The following is a 17,496-nucleotide window of genomic DNA, read 5'->3' as shown; positions in this document are numbered from 1 at the left end:
ACACCCCGAAGGAACCCCCCATGGCCTGGATCCTGCTCGCCCTCGCCATCGCCTCCGAAGTCCTCGCCACCACCGCACTCAAACTCAGCAACGGCCTCACCCACATCGGCTGGACCATCGCCGTCGCCACCGGCTACATCACCTCCTTCGTCCTGCTCGCCCGCGCCCTCAAACTCCAACTCGACATGGGCACCGCCTACGCCATCTGGTCCGGCGCCGGCACCGCCGCCATCGCCCTCATCGGCGCCACCCTCATGGGCGAAACCCTCACCCCCCTCAAGATCAGCGGCATCCTCCTCATCATCGGCGGCGTCATCGTCCTCAACCTCGCCGGCAGCCACTAACCCCACCAAAAACGCATTGAACACCCCCCAACCCCTCCCTACACTGCCCCCGTGCTCACACCCGAATACCCCCTCACCACCCCCCGCCTCCACCTACGCCCCTTCACCCCCGACGACCTCGACGCCCTCCACGCCTACGAATCCCGCCCCGACGTCGCCCGCTACCTCTACTGGGAACCCCGCGACCGCCAAACCACCCGCACCTCCCTCGACAAAAAAATCACCCGCCACACCCTCCACGACGAAGGCGACGCCCTCGACCTCGCCATCACCCTGCGCACCACCGGCCAACTCATCGGCAACGCCCTGCTCATCTGGACCAGCACACAACACCGCCAAGGCGAAATCGGCTACGTCCTGCACCCCGACCACCACGGCCACGGCTACGCCCCCGAAGCCACCCGCCCCCTCATCCACCTCGGCTTCACCCAACTCGGCCTCCACCGCATCACCGGCCGCCTCGACGCCCGCAACAAAGCCTCAGCCCGCGTCCTGGAAAAACTCGGCATGCGCCACGAAGCCACCCTCCTCGACAATGAAATCGTCAAAGGCGAATGGACCAGCGAAACCATCTACGCCATCCTCGAAACCGAATGGACCCCATGACCGTCCTCCACCACCTCGCCCTGCAAACCGACTGGCAACACGCCCAGCAAGCAGGGGAGTACCGCATCTCCACCCTCGGCCACACCCTCGACGACATCGGCTTCATCCACCTCAGCCACGACCACACCCAACTCCGCACCGTCCACGACACCTACTACACCGCCGTCACCCAACCCCTCCTCATCCTCGACATCGACCCCACCGGCCTCGACATCCGCACCGAGAACGGCTACCCCCACCTCTACGGCCCCCTCCCCGTCACCGCCGTCACCGCCACCCACCCCTACGCCCCCTGACCACCCGTCCACCCCATCGCCCGCAACAACCGCAACACATGCGGCGGCGTCCCCACCAACTGCGTACGCCCCGCCCGGCACGACACCACCAGCAACCGCGCCCCCTCCACCCCCAGAAAATCCAGCCCGCTCACATCCACCACCAGCGACTCGTCGATCCGCCGCGCCCGCCCCAACGTCTCGGCCAGCGCCACCTGATTCGTCGCGTCCACCTCGCCCACCAACCGGATGATCGACGGACCCGGCATCGGGCAGCACGTGATGCGCAATTGGTGATCGACATAGAGCAGATGGGGGAGGGACGCACGCCCGAGGGGGTCCGGGGTATTCACGACAAGCCGCCATTCCCGGGCTCTCACATGCCCGGTGTCGGAAGGGGGGAGTGGACCGTGGACCGTGCGGCCGGTGACATGCGCCGGGACCGCCGACCCCCCTGGACCAAGGCGGCCCCGCCGAGGCCGGAGGGGTTTCACGCCCCCTGTTCACACACCCGCACCCCGACAGCATAGAGCAGCCGTCCGACCGCCGTGCGTAATCACGGGGATCTCCAGAGCCCCCCGAGCAGCCCTGTTGCGGACGAATTACACAAACCACACAGAATCCACGTTCTGTACGGTATGAGCAGTTTGTCCGGCTAGAGGCGGTTCACGAAGCGGGAGGCGGCACGCTGGCTCATGCCGGTCTCGCCGCGTACCAGGAAGACGGCTTCCTGGATCTGGCCGAGGGCCTTGAGCTCCCGGGCCTGGTCCACCAGGTCGACGCTGGGGTTGGGGCGATTACGGGGGCTTTTGGTGAACCGTACGGCCAGAATGATCAGCCAGATGGCGGCGGCGACGATGACGGCGGTGAGTGCGACGAGGCCGGCCGTCGAGGCGGCCAGAGCCGGCGGGGCGGCGAGGAACTGGCTGGACGTCAGGCTGGGCATGGTGGAAATCTGCCCGGCGGGTGACTGTTCATGCGGGGTGTTTTTGCCGCGTCGTGGCGTTGGCTGGTTGCTCGATAATGAGCATTATGTCAAGTAGACCTGATCGAGGGCCTCCTCCGCGCTTCCGGTCGCGGGTGGGTGTGCCGTCGCGGTGGGTGGGTCGGCTGCGTACGGCAGCTGTGTGATCGAACTCGGGTGCGATCGCTGTCGTGCTCCCCGCCGGGGGTCTGCGCGTACGGGGCGGATGGGCGACCCGCTTCTGGCGCCTGAGGCTTGGCGGCGCGGTTCGGCCTCCCCTTTGCGGACGAGACCGATGGGCGGTTGTGTCGGCGGCGCTGCCTTCCGATGGTTGTCCATCGTTGGTTCGTGGCGCTACTCCCCCGTGCAGGGTGGTGGGGGCGGTGATCGTCTAGCCTTTCGTGCGGCATTGTCGTCGTCTGGGGTGTGGTGATCGGGATGAGCACGGTGTGGTTGTTCACGGGTGACAGCGTGACTCAGGGGGCGTTGCACACGTTCGGGTGGCGTGACTACACGCAGTTGTTCGCCGAGCGGGTGCGGTTCGAGCTGAACCGGCCGTCCGATGTGGTGATCAACACCGGGGTGAGTGGTCAGAAGGTCTGTCAGCTCGATGTGGAGAACGCGGTGTTGCGTCATCGGCCTGATGTGGTGGTGCTGATGTTCGGGCTGAACGACTGTGTGGCGGGGCCGGCGGGTCTTGCGGCTTTTGCCCGTGACTATGCCGCGGTGGTTTCCCGGGTGCGGGAGGCGGGGGCGAAGGTGGTGCTTCAGACGCCGAATCGGGCGCCGGAGTCCGGCTGGGCTGATCTGCCGGCTTATGCCGAGGTGGTGCGCTCGCTGGAGGCGGATGTGTTGGTGGATCATCATGCGGCCTGGGACGGTGGCGAGCATTGGATGGGGTCCGGGTGTCATCCCAATGAGTACGGGCATCGGGCGTTGGCGAGGAATCTGCTGCGGGCGCTCGGCCTGTGGGAGCCGGTGGGGGTGAGTGGGTCTTTGTTCATCCCGTGAGGGGTGCTGGGGTGGCAGGGGTGGGCTCCAGTGGGTGCCGTAGGTGAGTTGGAGGTGCGGCAGTCGCCAGTCGTCGCCGGTGACGGTTTCCCGGCAGCTGGGTGTGGCGCAGTGGCAGGTCATGGACCAGGTGGTGAGGCCGCTGTGGGTGGCGTAGTCGATGGTGAGCTCTTGGCCGGGGGTGATGTGTGTGCGGGCGGTCAGGGTGGTGGCGTCGGTGTGCCAGAGGTTGGGTTCGCAGGAGTGGTTGCCGTAGCGCGCCGGGTGGTCCGGGTCGAGGAGCAGGTGGAGGTTTTCCTCGACGGTGAGGCTGCTGTAGGGCGGGGTGAGGGTGGCCAGGGTGTGGTTGTCGATCAGGTGGCCGCCCAGCCGCATGACGATTTCGCCTTCGTGGATGTGTTCGCGGGCGAACAGGCCGGTGCTGTGGATGGGTGAGGTGGTGGCGTGGGCGTGTGGCGTGAGCCAGGACTGGGGTGGATAGGGGTGGCTCGTCATCGGTGGTTCCCTGGCGTTGCTTGTGGGGTTGGTGGGAAGTTTTTTCGGGCGTTTCCGCCTTCATTGTGATCTTGGCGGGTGAATTGTGGATGGGGGTGTGATCTGGGGTTTTGCGGGGTGATGGGGTGGTGTTGTGGGGCTCTCCTGGGGGCTGACGGGGGCTTTGACGGCGTGTTGATTCACTGTCTTTGTCATGTTCGGGGGTTTTAGGGTAGAGCTCCTGCTATTCGCTCAGCGAGAGGAGCAGCACGTGGGGAACCAGTCGGTTTTATGTCCGGTGTGTCAGGGGGTTCTGCCTGCTTCCGACAGGGAGGCGTACACCCCGCTGCGGGGGCGGTTGATCCTGACGAACGGGTATTGCGGGGGTGGGCACGCCGAGCGGCGTGCGGAGGTGGCGGAGGTTGAGGAGACGCGGCAGGTGGCGCGTCCGTTGCCGGTGCCGGGGGTGGTGGCGCCGGTGCCGATGGGGCGGCGCTGATTTCTCTGCTTATCGGTGGCCTGGGGTGGTGTGCCAGTAGTCGCGGGTCTGTACGGCCAGGCCGTCGGGGTTGAAGCGGGCGAAGACGCAGCCCGCGAGGGTGATGGGGTGGCCGTTGTCGAGGGCGTGGACCCGGTATTCGATGGCGGCCTGGTCGCCGTCGACGATGGGGGTGGTGAAGGTGACGTGGGGGTCGCTTTCGCCGGTGAAGGATTGCCGGATGTAGTCGGCGATGGCGTCTTTTCCGTGGTGGGGTGGGCGGAAGGGCATGCTGGTGTGGGTGGCGTCGTCGCTGTAGAGGGCGATGATGGCGGTGGTGTCGTGGTGGGTCCAGCCGTGTTGCCAGGTGTCGGCGAAGTGCTGGGCGGCGGCGCGGGTGTCCATGTGATCCATTGTGGGGTGGGTTGTCCCTTGCGGTGGGTTTCGGGTGGGGTTCCTGGTCGGGGTTGAGGTGTCTCCCCCGCCAGGATTTTTCCGGGCATATCAGGGCAATTTGGCTGCTCAGCCTGGCTGTCTGTGGTGATTTGTCAGCATCGGTGGAAGATTCGTGTCAACATCTAGAGATGCCTGGGCCTTATGGGACTGCCGTTAATGCCGGTACTGGTGGTGTTCGTCCGCTCGCGATCGGTTGACGCCTCTCCCCTGCCCGCTGCCCTTGACGTCTTGAGAAGGAAGTTCCGCGTTGCGCATCCTGCTCCTGTGTTCCTCGTTCAACGGCCTGACCCAGCGTGCCTGGCTGGAGCTGCGGCGGGCCGGCCATGATGTGAGCGTCGAGCTGGCGATCTCCGAGCGGGTCATGGTGGAGGCGGCCGAGCTGGTCAAGCCGGACCTGGTCATCTGCCCGTTCCTGAAGGAGCGGGTTCCGGAGGCGTTGTGGCGCGGGCACCGTACGGTGATCATCCATCCGGGGCCGCCCGGGGACCGGGGGCCGTCCTCGCTGGACTGGGCGATCGCCGAAGGCGAGCGCGAGTGGGGGGTGACGGCGCTGCAGGCGGTGGAGGAGATGGACGCCGGCCCCATCTGGGGGTGGCGGACGTTCCCGATGCCCTCGGAGCCGCCGCGCAAGTCGGCGCTGTACAACGGGCCGGTGGCCGACGCGGCGGTGGAGCTGGTGGCCGAGGTCGCGGGCAAGGCGGCCGATCCGTTGTTCGCGCCGGCGCCGCTGGACTACCGCTCCCCCGAGGTGACGGGGCGGCTGCGGCGGCCGATGCGGCACGCCGACCGGGAGTTCTCCTGGGAGCAGCCGGCCGAGGAGATCGTGCGGCTGGTGCGGGCGGCTGATGGGGCGCCGGGCGGCCGGGCCCGGTTGTGCGAGTTGCCGGTGCGGGTGTTCGACGTGCACCGGGGGCCGGATCTGGCCGGGGCGCCTGGGGCGGTGGCGGCCCGGCGTGAGGGTGCGGTGCTGGTGCACACCGGTCAGGGGACCGTGTGGGTGGGCCACCTGCGCCTGGAGGCGGGCGCAGAGGCGGGCGCAGAGGCGGGCGCAGAGGCGGGCTCGCAGGTGAGCGGGGTGAAGCTGCCGGCGACGATGGTGCTGGGTGAGCGGCTGGCGGGTGTGGGTGAGCGGGCCGGCTACAGCGAGATCACCTACGAGCGCGGCGAGGAGGTCGGGGTGGTGAGCTTCGACTTCTACAACGGCGCGATGTCCACCGACCAGTGCCGGCGGCTGGCGGCGGCGTTGCGGTACGCGGCGGCGCAGGACACGCGGGTGCTGGTGGTGCGCGGCGGCGAGGTGTTCTCCAACGGCATCCACCTGAACGTGATCGAGGCGGCGCGTCATCCGGAGCTGGAGGCGTGGATGAACATCAACGCGATCAACGCGGTGTGCCGGGAGATCGTGGCGTGCACGTCGCAGCTGGTGGTGACGTCGATCGCGGGGAACGCGGGGGCGGGCGGGGTGATGATGGGGCTGGGCGCCGACCGGGTGATCGTGCGGGAGCCGGTGGTGCTCAATCCGCATTACCGGACGATGGGGTTGTTCGGCAGTGAGTTCTGGACGTACGTGCTGCCGCGGCGGGTGGGGGCGCAGGCGGCGGCGGAGCTGACCGGGCGGGCGTTGCCGGTGGGGGCCGCCGAGGCGGTGGAGCTGGGGCTGGCCGATCGGGTGGCGGGCGGGTCGCGGCAGGAGTTCGAGCGGCGGGTGGTGGACTTCGCGCACCGGCTGGCCCAGGACTCCTCCTACGAGGCGTTGCTGGCGGCGCGGCGGCAGGCGCGGGAGGCCGACGAGCGGCGCAAGCCGCTGGACGCCTACCGGGCCGAGGAGCTGGCGGAGATGAGCCGGGACATGTTCGACGACCGCAACGGGTTCCGGGAGGCGCGCCGGGCGTTCGTGGGCAAGGCGCGGGCGCAGGCCACTCCCCCGCATCTGGCGGGTCATCGGGAGCTGTCCGGCGCGTCGGGCCCCGGGGTCGCGGCGGCATCTCATATGTGAGATATGGTCGTGTGTTGTGGCAGATGATTACCTTGTGCGGATCGGCCGGCTCATCCGGGATGCGCGTCAGCATCGCGGTTGGACGCAGCTTCAGCTGGCCGATGCGCTGGCGACGAGTCAGAGCGCGGTCAACCGGATCGAGCGCGGCAACCAGAACATCAGTCTTGAGATGATCGCCCGGATCGGGGAGGCGCTCGACAGCGAGATCGTGTCCCTGGGGTATGCCGGTCCGATGCATCTGCGGGTGGTGGGTGGACGCCGGCTGTCGGGCAGCATCGACGTCAAGACGTCCAAGAACGCCTGTGTGGCGTTGTTGTGCGCGTCGCTGCTGAACAACGGCCGCACGATCTTGCGCAAGGTGGCGCGGATCGAGGAGGTCTACCGGATCCTGGAGGTGCTGGCCTCGATCGGGGTGCGGGCGCGGTGGATCAACGAGGGCAGTGACCTGGAGATCGTGCCGCCGGCCCGGCTGGAGCTGGAGGCGATGGACACCGAGGCGGCCCGCCGTACCCGCAGCGTGATCATGTTCCTGGGGCCGTTGATGCACCGTACGGGGGAATTCCAGATCCCGTACGCGGGCGGCTGCGACCTGGGCACGCGTACCGTCCAGCCGCACATGTCGGCGCTGAAGCACTTCGGGCTGGACATCACCGCGACGGGCGGTTTCTACCACGCCAAGGTGGACGGCGGCGCCGCCCCGGCGCGGCCGATCGTGCTGACCGAGCGCGGCGACACCGTGACGGAGAACGCGCTGCTGGCCGCGGCCCGGCATCCGGGGGTGACGGTGATCCGCAACGCCTCCTCCAACTACATGGTGCAGGACCTGTGCTTCTTCCTGGAGCAGCTCGGCGTGCGGGTGGAGGGCATCGGCACCACGACGCTGACGGTGCACGGGCTGGCCTCCATCGAACGCGACGTCGACTACTCCCCCTCCGAGGACCCGGTCGAGGCGATGAGCCTGCTGGCGGCCGCGGTGGTGACCAGTTCGGAGCTGACGATCTGCCGGGTGCCGGTGGAGTTCCTGGAGATCGAGCTGGCGGTTCTGGAGGAGATGGGGCTCGACTGCGACCGCACGGGCGAGTACTGGGCGGCCAACGGGCGTACCCGGCTGGTGGACCTGACGGTGCGGCCCTCCAAGCTGGTCTCCCCCATCGACAAGATCCACCCGATGCCGTTCCCGGGGCTGAACATCGACAACGTGCCGTTCTTCGCCGCGATCGCGGCCGCGGCGCAGGGCTCGACACTGATCCACGACTGGGTCTACGACAACCGGGCGATCTACCTGACCGAGCTGACCCGGCTGGGCGCCTCGGTCAAGCTGCTGGACCCGCACCGGGTGCTGGTGGAGGGGCCCACGCGGTGGCGCAGCGCCGAGATGATGTGCCCGCCGGCGCTGCGCCCGGCGGTGGTGGTGCTGCTGGCCATGATGGCGGCCGAGGGCACGTCGGTGCTGCGCAACGTGTACGTGATCAACCGCGGCTACGAGGACCTGGCCGAGCGGCTGAACGCGCTGGGCGCGCGCATCGAGACCTTCCGCGACATCTGATTTTCGTCGGTGGCGGCCGCTACCGTCTCCTCTGCAAGCTGCATCCCTGCGCGCGGCGTCGTCCGCGGGTGGGTGCGTTCGGTGCGTCGCCGAGATGTGAGGAGGGGAGCCGGTGCGGCCCGCGGAGCTCGACAGGTTGACGGTGGGACAGGCGGCTGACCGCTACGTGGAGCTGGTGGTGGCCAAGACGTCGACGGGCGCGCTGTCCCCGGCCACGGCCGAGGTCTACGCGCGTGACGTGGCCACGCTGGTGGCGCTGGCCGGCGCCGACGTGGTGCTCGACGACCTGACCGGCGAGGACGTCGATGCGATCTTGCTGGCGTTCGCGCGCAAGCCCGACGCGCGGCAGGCGGGCGGGTCGGGGGCGGGGCAGTCGCCGTCCTCGCAGGCCCGGTTCCGGCGGTCGATCTCGGCGTTGTTCAAGCACGCCACCCTGGCCGGGTGGGTGCAGATCAACCCGATGACGGCGGCGACGGTGACGGCCAAGCAGCGAGGCGGGCTGCGTCCGGAGCGGCGGGCGCTGACGCGGGAGCAGGCCCAAGGGCTGATCGGCGCGGCGCGGCAGTTGCGGGAGGCGCCCGAGCAGGAGGGCAAGCGCCGCGACCAGCGCACGCAGTTGCGTGACGCGGTGATCGTGCTGCTGCTGTCGACGGTGGGGCCGCGGGTGTCGGAGCTGGTGCGCGCCAACGTGGAGGACTTCTACACCAACGACGGGGTGCGCTACTGGCGGATCTTCGGCAAGGGCGGCCGTACGCGTGACGTGCCGCTGCCCGACGACGTGGCCGAGGTGTTGCAGGCCTACCTGGCGCGGGGTCGCAGCCAGGTGGCCGGCGCCGACGACGGCAAGGCGCTGCTGCTGTCGTGGCGGGGGCGGCGGCTGGCGCGGGGCGACGTGCAGGCGGTGATCGACCGGGTGCAGCGGCACGTCGATCCCGATCAGCGGCGTTCGGTGACGCCGCACGGGCTGCGGCACACCACGGCCACGCATCTGCTGGCCGACGCGGTCGACATGGACGCGGTGCGGCGGGTGCTGGGGCACAGCGACCTGTCGACGCTGGGGCGTTACCGTGACGAGCTGCCCGGGGAGCTGGAGGTGGCGATGCGGTCGCACCCGCTGTTGCGTGACAAGCCGTCGCGATAGGGCCTGGGCCCCAGGGGGCGATCGGGGTCGTGATGGCGGCCATCGGGGTCGTGATTGGCCGGGGGCGGGCGGGGGCTGGTTAGCTCGGCCGCGTGAACGGACAGATCACCACCGGATGGGTGGACATCGCGGGCATGGCGGCCTACACGGCCCTGCCCGTGGGGGTGCGGCGGCCCGTGGGCGTGCTGGTCGCCGGTGAGATCTTCGGGGTGAGCGGGTACGCGCGGCGGATGGCCGACCGGCTGGCGGGGTTGGGGCATGCGGCCGTCGTGCCCGACTTCAACCACCGGCACGAGCTGCGGCCCTCCCCTGCTCCTTCGGGGGCTCCTTCGGGGGTAGACCCGGCGGGCCCGTCAACAGGCCCGTCAACAGGGACATCGGCGGGCCCGTCAGCGGGCCCCTCAGGGGATCTGTCAGCGTCCTTCCCCGCGGGCTCTTCGGCGGGGCTTGTGCGGGAGGGGGTCGGGGTGAGGGTTGCCGTGGATGCGGTGACGGGTGGCCCGCTGGGGCGGGTGGTGGAGTTGCCGGTCGATGCGGCCGGCCGGGAACGGGGGCTGGATCTGGCCTGGCTGCTGCGCCGGGAGCAGGTGCTGGATGACGCGCGCGCCGCGTCGGAGCACCTGCGGCGCGTGGGCGCCGGCCCCGCTGCGGCGGTCGGGTTCAGCCTGGGCGGGCACGTGGTGTGCTCGGTGGCCGGTGAGCTGGGGCTGGCGGCGGCGGTGGCGCTCTACCCGGGCTGGCTGACGGGCACCGAGCTGCCGCTGAGCCGGCCGGAGCCGACGCTGGAGCGGGCCGCGCGGTCGCCGGGGCGGCTGGTGGTGCTGCTCGGCGCCGACGACCCGATCATCGACGGCGCCCAGCAGCGGGCGATCGCCGAGCGGCTGGAGACGGTGGTGTATCCGGGGGCGAGCCACGGGTTCGCCGCCGACGAGCGTGACACCTTCCACCCGGCCGCGGCTCAGGACGCCTGGCGGCGCATCGAGGACGTGCTGGACGAGGTACGCCGCTCCCGTACGGAATGACCCCGGCCCGGACGGTCAGGCCCGGACGGGTCAGGTGCGGGCGGGGGTGGCGCGGACGGCCAGGCGGTCGAGGGAGATGCCCAGCACGTCGGCCAGTGAGGCGATGGTGAAGAACGCCGGCGTGGCGATGCGCCCGGTCTCGATCTTGCGGAGGGTCTCGGCGGACATGCCGGCCGCGGCGGCGACCTCGACGATGCTGCGCTCGCCTCGGGCCTGGCGCAGCATGTGGCCGAGCTGCTCGCCGCGCAGCCGCTCCTCGGGGGTCAGCGGGGATCGCACCATGCCGCCCACCCTACACCCGCGGGATACTTATACCGGTATTGTTATCGCCCCCGGGCGGACCTCCAAGCCGGCCTCAGGTCAGGGGATGCGGGACACCTCGGGGAAACGGCTGTCGGGCTCCTGGAACAGGCGGGTGGGCTTGCCCAGCAGGTGCAGGTCGAAGAACGCCCCGACGTAGGCGCGCTGGGCCGCCACCGACCGTTGCGGATCGATCGTGCCGACGAAGTCGGCGACCGGCACCCCGCTCTGCTTCTCGTCCTGCTTCTCGTCCTGTGCCTTGGGCAGCGCCGCGGCGATCTGCGGCAGCAGCGCCTGCAGGTCGGTGAACGAGCCGTGCGCGGCGCCCTTGAACCGCAGCTCCCGCTTCCACCCGGTCGAGGCCCGCCAGAACGATTTCCAGCTCGGCTCGCTGTCCCGTGTGTGCGTCTGGGCCGCCAGTTGCAGGAACGGCCTGGGCACGCCGGTGGCGGCGACCGGGCCGACGTAGCCGCCGTCGAGGTTGACCCCGGCGTCCACCCGCGGGTCGTCGTGGACGAGCTGGGCCGCCACCGACCCGCCCAGGGACTGCCCCAGCGCCCCCACCCGCGTCAGGTCGGGCGCGCCGCGCAACCCGGCGGGCATCTCCCCGCCACCGATGGCCCGTCCCTGCCCCAGGGCCGTGACCTGGTTCAGCACGAACCGCATGTCGGCCAGCCGCGCCCGCGCGTGCCGCTCCAGCAGCGCCGCGATGACGCGCGGGGTGAGCTTGGCCGGCAGCGGCAGCGCGCGCACGACCCGCCCGCCGGGGAACTCCACCTGGTCGGCCTCGTAGGTGTGGTCCACGGTGACGACGAGGTAGCCGCGCGAGGCCAGGTCCTGCACGAGCGTGGTGCCCAGCGTGCGCGGCCCGCCGTCGCCGGAGCCGAACAGCACGACGGGCAGCCGGCCCGCGCCGCGCTCGACCGGCGCGCCGGTACGGGCGGCGGTGCGGGTGGCGGCCCAGTCGACGGCGCCCTTGGCGATGCCCATGGGCGGCGCGGAGCGGCGGTCCCAGTCGGCGGCGGCCAGGGGCGCCATGTGGGGGGCGAGCGGCTGCGTGCCGCCCTTGGCCGGGTACCACAGGCTGACCATCAGCTCGCGGTACGGCTTCGACCGCACCAGGGGGTCGCGGCGGGAGCGGTCGACCAGGCGCAGGGCGACGGTTCCCACCGGGTGGGGGCCGCCGGGCGCGGGCAGGGCGACCGTGACCGCCTGCCGCGCCTGCTGTGCCTGTTGCGCGTGCAGGGGGACGGTGACGGGCGTGAGGGTCAGGGCGGCGACGGCCAGAGGGGCCGCGTACGTCTTCACGGGCATGCCGGTGTTCTCCTCGAACGGGACGGAAGGCGGGGGGTGTGGTCCGAGGCTGGCAGGCGGGCTGGCGGGCGGGCCAGCGGCCAGGGACTGACCTGCGGGTACGACTTTCGGATGAGGGGCCGAGATGTTCCTCCTTGCGGAGGATGGGGGGCGCCGGGGCGCGGCCTTTAGGGTGGGCGCATGACTCCGGCCGCCCGCCCGACCGCGCCGCCCCGCTCGACGGTCGACTCGGCAGTCCGCCCAGTGGTTCGCTCGGTGATGGGTTCGGTGATGGGTTCGGTGATGGGTTCGACGGTTCGCCCAGTGAGCGGCTCGACTGTCGGCTCGGCGATCCGTTCGGTGATCCGTTCGTTGATCGGCTCAGTAATCGGTTCGGTGCCGCCTGTGGCTGCCGACGCGTTGCTGGCTGCTGTGATCTTCGTGGTCACGCTGGGGCCGGGCCGGGTGGCCGAGGGCGGCCCTGCGGTGCTGGCCCTGCAGGTGGCTCTGGTGGCGCCGCTGGCATGGCGGCGGCGCGCCCCGCTGCTGGCGCTGTGCGCGATCGGCGGCACGGCCGCCCTGCAGTGGGCCATCGACGTGCAACTTCCGGCCGACGCGGCGCTGCTGGTCGCGCTCTACACGGTGGCGGCCCGCCGTTCGTGGGGGGCGACGCTGGCCGCCGCGTTCGTGTTGGAGGCCGGGGTGGTGGCGGCCGCGGCGCGGTGGGCGCCGCCTGGCCGGATGCCGTTGACGGTGGCGGCGCTGAGCGCGATGTCGGCCGCCGCCCTGGCAGCCGGGCTGTGGGCGCGGGCCCGGCGGGCGTACGTCGCCTCCCTGGAACGCGACCGCGACCAGCGGGCACGTCTGGCGGTCGCCGAGGAGCGTGCCCGGATGACGCGCGACATGCACGACATCGTCACCCACAACCTGTCGGTCATGGTGGCGCTGGCCGACAGTGCCGCCTACGTCCACGACCGTGCGCCCGGTCAGGTTGTGGCCGCGATGGCGCAGATCGCCGACACCGGCCGCCAGGCGCTGCGCGACATGCGCCGCTCCCTCAGCACCGACCAGGACACCGACCGAGCCACCTATCAAGCCACTGACGGAAGCGCCGACCGAGCCGCCGACGGATCCGCCGGTCAGGGCGTCGAGCGAGGTGTTGACGGAGGTGTTGACAGAGGTGTTGACAGAGGTGTTGACGGAGGCATCGGCCAGGGCGTCGGCCAGGAGCAGGAGCCGGGCATCGCTCCGCTGCACCCGGCGCCCGGTATCGCCGACCTCGGCCCGCTGGCCGACCGGATGCGCGCCGCCGGCCTGCCGACCCGGCTGCGGGTCGACGGCGACCCCGCCGACGTCCCAGCCGCCGCGCAGCTCACCCTCTACCGGCTGGCTCAGGAGGCGCTGACGAACACGCTGCGGCACGCCCCAGGCGCTCGCGCGCACGTCCAGGTGCACCTGACCCGCCGGCGGGCCGATATCGAGATCACCGACGACGGCGGCCGTCCGGCGCCCCTGCGGCCCGCCGGACGGGGGCTGGCCGGGATGCGCGAACGCGTCGCCGCCTACGACGGCACCCTGCACGCCGGCCCGGCCCCCGGCGGCGGCTGGCGGGTCGCGGCCGTCCTCGACCTGACCGGCCCGGACACGCGATGAGCCTCGACCTGACCGGCCCGCACCTGACCGGCCGGGACGTGCCATGAGCATCCGGCTGCTGATCGCCGACGACGAGGCGCTGCTGCGGATGGCCTTCCGCATGGTGCTGGACGCCGAACCCGACCTGCACGTCGCCGGCGAGGCCGCCGACGGCGAACAGGCCGCCCTGCAGGCCCGCCGGCTGCGCCCCGACGTCGTGCTCATGGACGTCCGCATGCCCGGCCTGGACGGCATCGAGGCCACCCGCCGGATCGTCCGCGACTGTCCCGCCTCGAAGGTGCTCATCCTGACCACCTTCGACCTCGACGAGTACGCCTTCGCCGGGCTCAAGGCCGGCGCCGCCGGGTTCCTGCCCAAGAACACCCCGCCCGCCGACCTGCTCACCGCGATCCGCAACGTCGCCGCGGGCGAGGCCGTCCTGTCGCCGCGCGTCACCCGCCGCCTGCTGGACAGGTTCGCCCCCCAGCTCACCCCCGGCCCCCGCGAACAGCACCGTCTGCTGGACCTGCTGACCGCCCGCGAGCACGACGTGCTCGTCCAGGTGGCGCGCGGCCTGTCCAACGCCGAGGTCGCCGCCGCCCTGCATCTGGCCGAGGCGACCGTCAAGACGCATCTGAGCCGTGTGCTGCTCAAACTCGGGCTGCGTCACCGCGCCCAGGTCGTGGTGTTCGCCTACGAGAGCGGCCTGATCCGCCCCTCCTCGTGATCCCTCTCCGCCCGGTGGACCAGCGCGGCGATCCTGGCGCTCACCTGCCGCCACACCCCCGGCGGGAACCCGTGTCCCATCCCCTCGACCAGCAGGAACTCCGCGCCCGGGATCGCCTGCGCCGTGGCCCGCCCACCGGCGGGGTCGGCGGCGGCGTCGGCCGCGCCGTGGATCACCAGCGCCGGCACCTCCAGCCGAGACAATCCTTCCCGCCGGTCGCCCGACCCGATCACCGAGGCGGCCTGCCGCAGCATGCCGGCCAGCGACCAGCCGCGGTCCCAGGCCCGCTCGGCCACCGCCCGTACCGCCTCCAGATCGGCGGCCACGCCGCGGGCGCTCGCGCCGGCCACCATGCGCGCCACGTACAGCTCGCGGGTGGTCGGCGGCGGCCCCGGGACGCCGCGCGTGGCGCCGGGGCGCGCCGGTGGGGGTGTCATGCGGTCGCCGTGCGTGGACATGATCGAGGTGAGCGACCTGACCCGCCCAGGGTGGGCGACGGCGACCGCCTGGGCGATCATGCCGCCCAGCGACGCGCCCACCAGGTGGACGCTGTCCAGGTCCAGGACGTCCAGCAGCCCCACGGTGTCGGCGACCAGATCGGCCAGCGTGTAGGCCAGCGAGGACAGGTCACCGGCCAGCGCCGCGGTGAAGTCCGGCTCGCCGGCGCCGTCGAAGTGGGTGGAGCGCCCGCAGTCACGTCCGTCGAACCGGATCAGCTGCAGGCCGTGCCCGGCCAGCTCGGCGCACAACCCGTCGGGCCAGTTGATCAGTTGACCGCCCGCCCCCATGATCAGCAGCACGGGCGGCGCGGCCCGGTCGCCCAGCCGCTCGTACACGAGGTCCAGCCCGGCCGGCCCGACCCCGGACGCCGTCTCCTCGCCCACTTCCTGGCCCACTTCCTCGCCCCCCTTCCGACCCTTCCCGGCACGGACGGAAATTGTCGGCGCCCGTCGCTACCGTGACCGCATGGACGACAGCATTGTCATCACCGGCGCGCGCGTGAACAACCTCAAGAACCTGTCCCTGCGCATCCCCAAGAACCGGCTCGTCGTCTTCACCGGCGTGTCCGGCTCCGGCAAGTCGTCGGTCGTCTTCGACACCGTCGCCGTGGAGTCCCAGCGCCAGCTCAACGAAACCTACTCCTGGTTCGTCCGCAACCGGCTGCCCAAACACGAGAAACCCGAGGCCGAGGCCATCGACAACCTCGGCGCCGCCATCGTCGTCGACCAGAAGCCGGTCGGCGGCAGCTCGCGTTCCACCGTCGGCACCATGACCGACATCCTGCCGATCCTGCGCGTGCTGTTCTCCCGCTACGGCACGCCCAGCGCCGGCTACTCCTACGCCTACTCCTTCAACGACCCCCACGGCATGTGTCCCGGCTGCGACGGCCTCGGCCGGGCCGTCCGCCTCGACCTCGACGCGCTGCTCGACCCCGGCAGGTCCCTCGACGAGGGCGCCATCCGCTTCCCGCTGTTCGGGGTCGGCACGTGGCAGTGGCAGATCTACGCCCGTTCCGGCACCTTCGATCCGGCCAAACCCGTCGCCGACTACACGGAGGAAGAGCGCCACCTGCTGCTGCACGGCGGCGGCTTCACCGTCGAGGTGCGCGGCAAGAACGGCACCCTCAACAAGGTCGACTACGAAGGCGTCGCCGACCGTTTCACCCGCCTCTACCTCAAACGCGACCTGTCGGGGCTGAGTGACAAGACCCGCGAGGCGGTCCTGGCCTTCGTCACCGAGGGCACCTGCCCCCAGTGCCGGGGCGCGCGTCTCAACCAGGCCGCCCTGGCCACCATGATCGGCCCCCACAACCTCGCCGACCACGCCGCCATGGAGATCACCGACCTCATCGGCGTCCTGACCGGGCTCGGCAACCCCGTCGCCGACACCGCGGCCGCCGCGTTGCGCCGCATCGACCAGATCGGCCTGGGCTACCTCACCCTCGACCGCGAGACCACCACCCTGTCCGGCGGCGAGAGCCAGCGTCTGAAGACCGTCCGCCATCTCGGCTCCAGCCTCACCGGCATGACCTACGTCTTCGACGAGCCCAGCGCCGGCCTCCACCCGGCCGACGTCGGCCGGCTCAACACGCTGCTGCTGGCCCTGCGTGACAAGGGCAACACCGTGCTGGTGGTCGAGCACGACCCCGACGTCATCGCCGTCGCCGACCACGTCATCGATCTCGGGCCGGGAGCCGGTCTGCACGGTGGCACCGTCGTCTATCAGGGCTCCGTCGAAGGGCTGGCGCGCTCCGGCACCCTGACCGGCCGCCACCTGCGGGCCCGCACCCCGCTCAAGAGCGCCGTGCGCCGCCCGACCGGGCACCTGACCATCACCGACGCCGCCCTGCACAACCTCGACCATCTCACCCTCGACGTGCCGACCGGTGTGCTGACCTGCGTCACCGGCGTCGCGGGGTCCGGCAAGTCGACTCTCATCGGCGAGGTGTTCACCGCCCAGCATCCCGGCGCGGTCGTCGTCGATCAGGGCGCCGTGAACGTCTCGGCCCGCTCCAGCCCGGCCTCCTTCATCGGTGTCCTGGATCCGGTCCGCCGTCTGTTCGCCCGCGCCAGCGGCACCCAGCCGGGCCTGTTCAGCTACAACTCCACCGGCGCCTGCCCCGCCTGCGAGGGCCGCGGGGTCATCCACACCGACCTGGCGTTCATGGACCCGGTCACCGCCGTGTGCGAGATGTGCGGCGGCAGCCGCTACAACCCCGAGGCCCTGCGGCACCGGCTGCGCGGGCACACCATCGTCGATGTCCTGGCCCTGACCGCCGAGCAGGCCGCCGCGTTCTTCACCGAGCCGGCCATCCGCGACCGCGTCACCACGCTGGTCGACGTCGGCCTGGGCTATCTCACCCTCGGCCAGCCCACTTCCACGCTGTCGGGCGGCGAACGCCAGCGGATGAAACTGGCCGGCGAGCTCACCAAGACCGGCGCCGTCTACGTTTTGGACGAGCCCACCACCGGCCTGCACCTGTCGGACGTCGACACCCTCATCGACCTGCTCGACCGCATCGTCGACGCCGGCAACACGGTCATCGTGGTCGAACACCACATGCAGATGGTCAAACGGGCCGACTGGGTCATCGATCTGGGGCCGGGCGGCGGCAAGCACGGCGGCCGCCTGATGTTCCAGGGCACCCCCGCCGACCTGCTGACCGCTTCGGGGTCCCGTACCGCCGAGCATCTGGCGGCCGCGATTGCCTGACCGGCCGCGGGAGGGGTG

At 71.1% G+C, this 17,496-nt stretch carries 18 protein-coding genes and 1 pseudogene; 11 read left to right on the top strand and 8 right to left on the bottom strand.

All coding sequences use genetic code 11. The features are described from left to right. Positions 1–20: 20 nt before the first annotated feature. The 3 genes from AB0C33_RS12955 to AB0C33_RS12945 are packed head-to-tail and all read left to right on the top strand — an operon-like array spanning position 21 to position 1,246. A complete protein-coding gene (locus AB0C33_RS12955; protein WP_358286711.1) occupies positions 21–344 on the top strand; it encodes a multidrug efflux SMR transporter in 324 nt (107 codons plus the stop codon). A gap of 51 nt (positions 345–395) precedes the next feature. Beyond that, the gene (locus AB0C33_RS12950; RefSeq protein ID WP_358286709.1) at positions 396–950 is read left to right on the top strand and encodes a GNAT family N-acetyltransferase; all 555 of its coding nucleotides are present in this window, start codon (positions 396–398) and stop codon (positions 948–950) included. Beyond that, a complete protein-coding gene (locus AB0C33_RS12945) occupies positions 947–1,246 on the top strand; it encodes a DUF952 domain-containing protein (RefSeq protein ID WP_358286707.1) in 300 nt (99 codons plus the stop codon). The genes AB0C33_RS12950 and AB0C33_RS12945 overlap by 4 nt, the downstream gene beginning before the upstream one ends. Here the strand turns inward: AB0C33_RS12945 and AB0C33_RS12940 are convergent. Together AB0C33_RS12940 and AB0C33_RS12935 are read right to left on the bottom strand one after the other, a co-directional pair. Next, a complete protein-coding gene (locus tag AB0C33_RS12940) occupies positions 1,234–1,578 on the bottom strand; it encodes an STAS domain-containing protein (protein ID WP_352350632.1) in 345 nt (114 codons plus the stop codon). The two genes, AB0C33_RS12945 and AB0C33_RS12940, sit on opposite strands and share 13 nt — an antisense overlap. A gap of 302 nt (positions 1,579–1,880) precedes the next feature. After that, entirely contained in the window at positions 1,881–2,171 is a 291-nt protein-coding gene (locus AB0C33_RS12935; protein WP_358286705.1) for a hypothetical protein, read from the bottom strand. Between the two features lie 456 nt (positions 2,172–2,627). Here AB0C33_RS12935 and AB0C33_RS12930 point away from each other — a divergent pair, with 456 nt between their 5' ends. Further along, complete coding sequence (locus AB0C33_RS12930) at positions 2,628–3,200, top strand: SGNH/GDSL hydrolase family protein (protein ID WP_358286703.1); 573 nt, start codon at positions 2,628–2,630, stop codon at positions 3,198–3,200. A gap of 213 nt (positions 3,201–3,413) precedes the next feature. Here the strand turns inward: AB0C33_RS12930 and AB0C33_RS12925 are convergent. Both AB0C33_RS12925 and AB0C33_RS12920 read right to left on the bottom strand, forming a co-directional pair. Beyond that, positions 3,414–3,575: pseudogene (locus AB0C33_RS12925) on the bottom strand (hypothetical protein); the annotation flags it as partial. Positions 3,576–4,182: 607 nt separating this feature from the next. Continuing rightward, the gene (locus tag AB0C33_RS12920; protein WP_352326029.1) at positions 4,183–4,557 is read right to left on the bottom strand and encodes a nuclear transport factor 2 family protein; all 375 of its coding nucleotides are present in this window, start codon (positions 4,555–4,557) and stop codon (positions 4,183–4,185) included. 298 nt (positions 4,558–4,855) lie between these two features. On the opposite strand from AB0C33_RS12920, the gene AB0C33_RS12915 reads away from it, so the two are divergent. The 4 genes from AB0C33_RS12915 (at position 4,856) to AB0C33_RS12900 (ending at position 10,313) form a co-directional block, all read left to right on the top strand. Beyond that, positions 4,856–6,604 carry an enoyl-CoA hydratase-related protein gene (locus tag AB0C33_RS12915; RefSeq protein ID WP_358286701.1) on the top strand — a complete coding sequence of 583 codons (1,749 nt, stop codon included), beginning with the start codon at positions 4,856–4,858 and terminating at the stop codon, positions 6,602–6,604. A gap of 16 nt (positions 6,605–6,620) precedes the next feature. Further along, entirely contained in the window at positions 6,621–8,150 is a 1,530-nt protein-coding gene (locus AB0C33_RS12910; protein WP_352326032.1) for a UDP-N-acetylglucosamine 1-carboxyvinyltransferase, read from the top strand. 112 nt (positions 8,151–8,262) lie between these two features. Beyond that, a complete protein-coding gene (locus tag AB0C33_RS12905) occupies positions 8,263–9,291 on the top strand; it encodes a tyrosine-type recombinase/integrase (protein ID WP_358286699.1) in 1,029 nt (342 codons plus the stop codon). 92 nt (positions 9,292–9,383) lie between these two features. Then, on the top strand, positions 9,384–10,313 hold the full coding sequence (locus AB0C33_RS12900) for a dienelactone hydrolase family protein (protein ID WP_358286697.1): 930 nt from the start codon (positions 9,384–9,386) through the stop codon (positions 10,311–10,313). A gap of 30 nt (positions 10,314–10,343) precedes the next feature. Here AB0C33_RS12900 and AB0C33_RS12895 read toward each other — a convergent pair whose 3' ends face one another. From AB0C33_RS12895 to AB0C33_RS12885, 3 genes are all read right to left on the bottom strand, one after another. Beyond that, complete coding sequence (locus tag AB0C33_RS12895; protein WP_358286695.1) at positions 10,344–10,595, bottom strand: helix-turn-helix transcriptional regulator; 252 nt, start codon at positions 10,593–10,595, stop codon at positions 10,344–10,346. Between the two features lie 78 nt (positions 10,596–10,673). Then, entirely contained in the window at positions 10,674–11,927 is a 1,254-nt protein-coding gene (locus AB0C33_RS12890; RefSeq protein ID WP_358286693.1) for a lipase, read from the bottom strand. A gap of 167 nt (positions 11,928–12,094) precedes the next feature. After that, positions 12,095–12,355 (bottom strand): hypothetical protein, encoded by a 261-nt coding sequence (locus AB0C33_RS12885; RefSeq protein ID WP_358286691.1) that lies wholly within the window; start codon positions 12,353–12,355, stop codon positions 12,095–12,097. Between AB0C33_RS12885 and AB0C33_RS12880 the strand changes: the two genes are divergently transcribed. Beyond that, positions 12,339–13,559, top strand: a complete 1,221-nt coding sequence (locus tag AB0C33_RS12880; RefSeq protein ID WP_358286689.1) for a histidine kinase — start codon at positions 12,339–12,341, stop codon at positions 13,557–13,559. The genes AB0C33_RS12885 and AB0C33_RS12880 overlap by 17 nt on opposite strands. Positions 13,560–13,602: 43 nt before the next feature. Beyond that, on the top strand, positions 13,603–14,265 hold the full coding sequence (locus AB0C33_RS12875; protein WP_358286687.1) for a response regulator transcription factor: 663 nt from the start codon (positions 13,603–13,605) through the stop codon (positions 14,263–14,265). On the opposite strand, the gene AB0C33_RS12870 is transcribed toward AB0C33_RS12875, so the two are convergent. After that, positions 14,232–15,161 (bottom strand): alpha/beta hydrolase, encoded by a 930-nt coding sequence (locus AB0C33_RS12870; RefSeq protein WP_358286685.1) that lies wholly within the window; start codon positions 15,159–15,161, stop codon positions 14,232–14,234. The genes AB0C33_RS12875 and AB0C33_RS12870 overlap by 34 nt on opposite strands. 70 nt (positions 15,162–15,231) lie before the next feature. Between AB0C33_RS12870 and AB0C33_RS12865 the strand changes: the two genes are divergently transcribed. Then, a complete protein-coding gene (locus AB0C33_RS12865; RefSeq protein ID WP_358286683.1) occupies positions 15,232–17,478 on the top strand; it encodes an excinuclease ABC subunit UvrA in 2,247 nt (748 codons plus the stop codon). Positions 17,479–17,496 lie beyond the last annotated feature (18 nt).

Origin of the sequence: Nonomuraea sp. NPDC048881 (assembly GCF_040649795.1) — a bacterium.
Classification (GTDB): Bacteria; Actinomycetota; Actinomycetes; order Streptosporangiales; family Streptosporangiaceae; genus Nonomuraea.
Note: the sequence above shows the minus strand (reverse complement) of the source record. Positions and strands in the feature narration are given on the sequence as shown.

What these genes read in the sequence shown, in the direction of transcription:
- AB0C33_RS12955 (WP_358286711.1), top strand. Translation starts at nt 21, where the DNA reads ATGGCCTGGATCCTGCTCGCCCTCGCCATCGCCTCCGAAGTCCTCGCC.
- AB0C33_RS12945 (WP_358286707.1), top strand. Translation starts at nt 947, where the DNA reads ATGACCGTCCTCCACCACCTCGCCCTGCAAACCGACTGGCAACACGCC.
- AB0C33_RS12935 (WP_358286705.1), bottom strand. Translation starts at nt 2,171, where the DNA reads ATGCCCAGCCTGACGTCCAGCCAGTTCCTCGCCGCCCCGCCGGCTCTG.
- AB0C33_RS12930 (WP_358286703.1), top strand. Translation starts at nt 2,628, where the DNA reads ATGAGCACGGTGTGGTTGTTCACGGGTGACAGCGTGACTCAGGGGGCG.
- AB0C33_RS12920 (WP_352326029.1), bottom strand. Translation starts at nt 4,557, where the DNA reads ATGGACACCCGCGCCGCCGCCCAGCACTTCGCCGACACCTGGCAACAC.
- AB0C33_RS12895 (WP_358286695.1), bottom strand. Translation starts at nt 10,595, where the DNA reads ATGGTGCGATCCCCGCTGACCCCCGAGGAGCGGCTGCGCGGCGAGCAG.
- AB0C33_RS12890 (WP_358286693.1), bottom strand. Translation starts at nt 11,927, where the DNA reads ATGCCCGTGAAGACGTACGCGGCCCCTCTGGCCGTCGCCGCCCTGACC.
- AB0C33_RS12875 (WP_358286687.1), top strand. Translation starts at nt 13,603, where the DNA reads ATGAGCATCCGGCTGCTGATCGCCGACGACGAGGCGCTGCTGCGGATG.
- AB0C33_RS12865 (WP_358286683.1), top strand. Translation starts at nt 15,232, where the DNA reads ATGGACGACAGCATTGTCATCACCGGCGCGCGCGTGAACAACCTCAAG.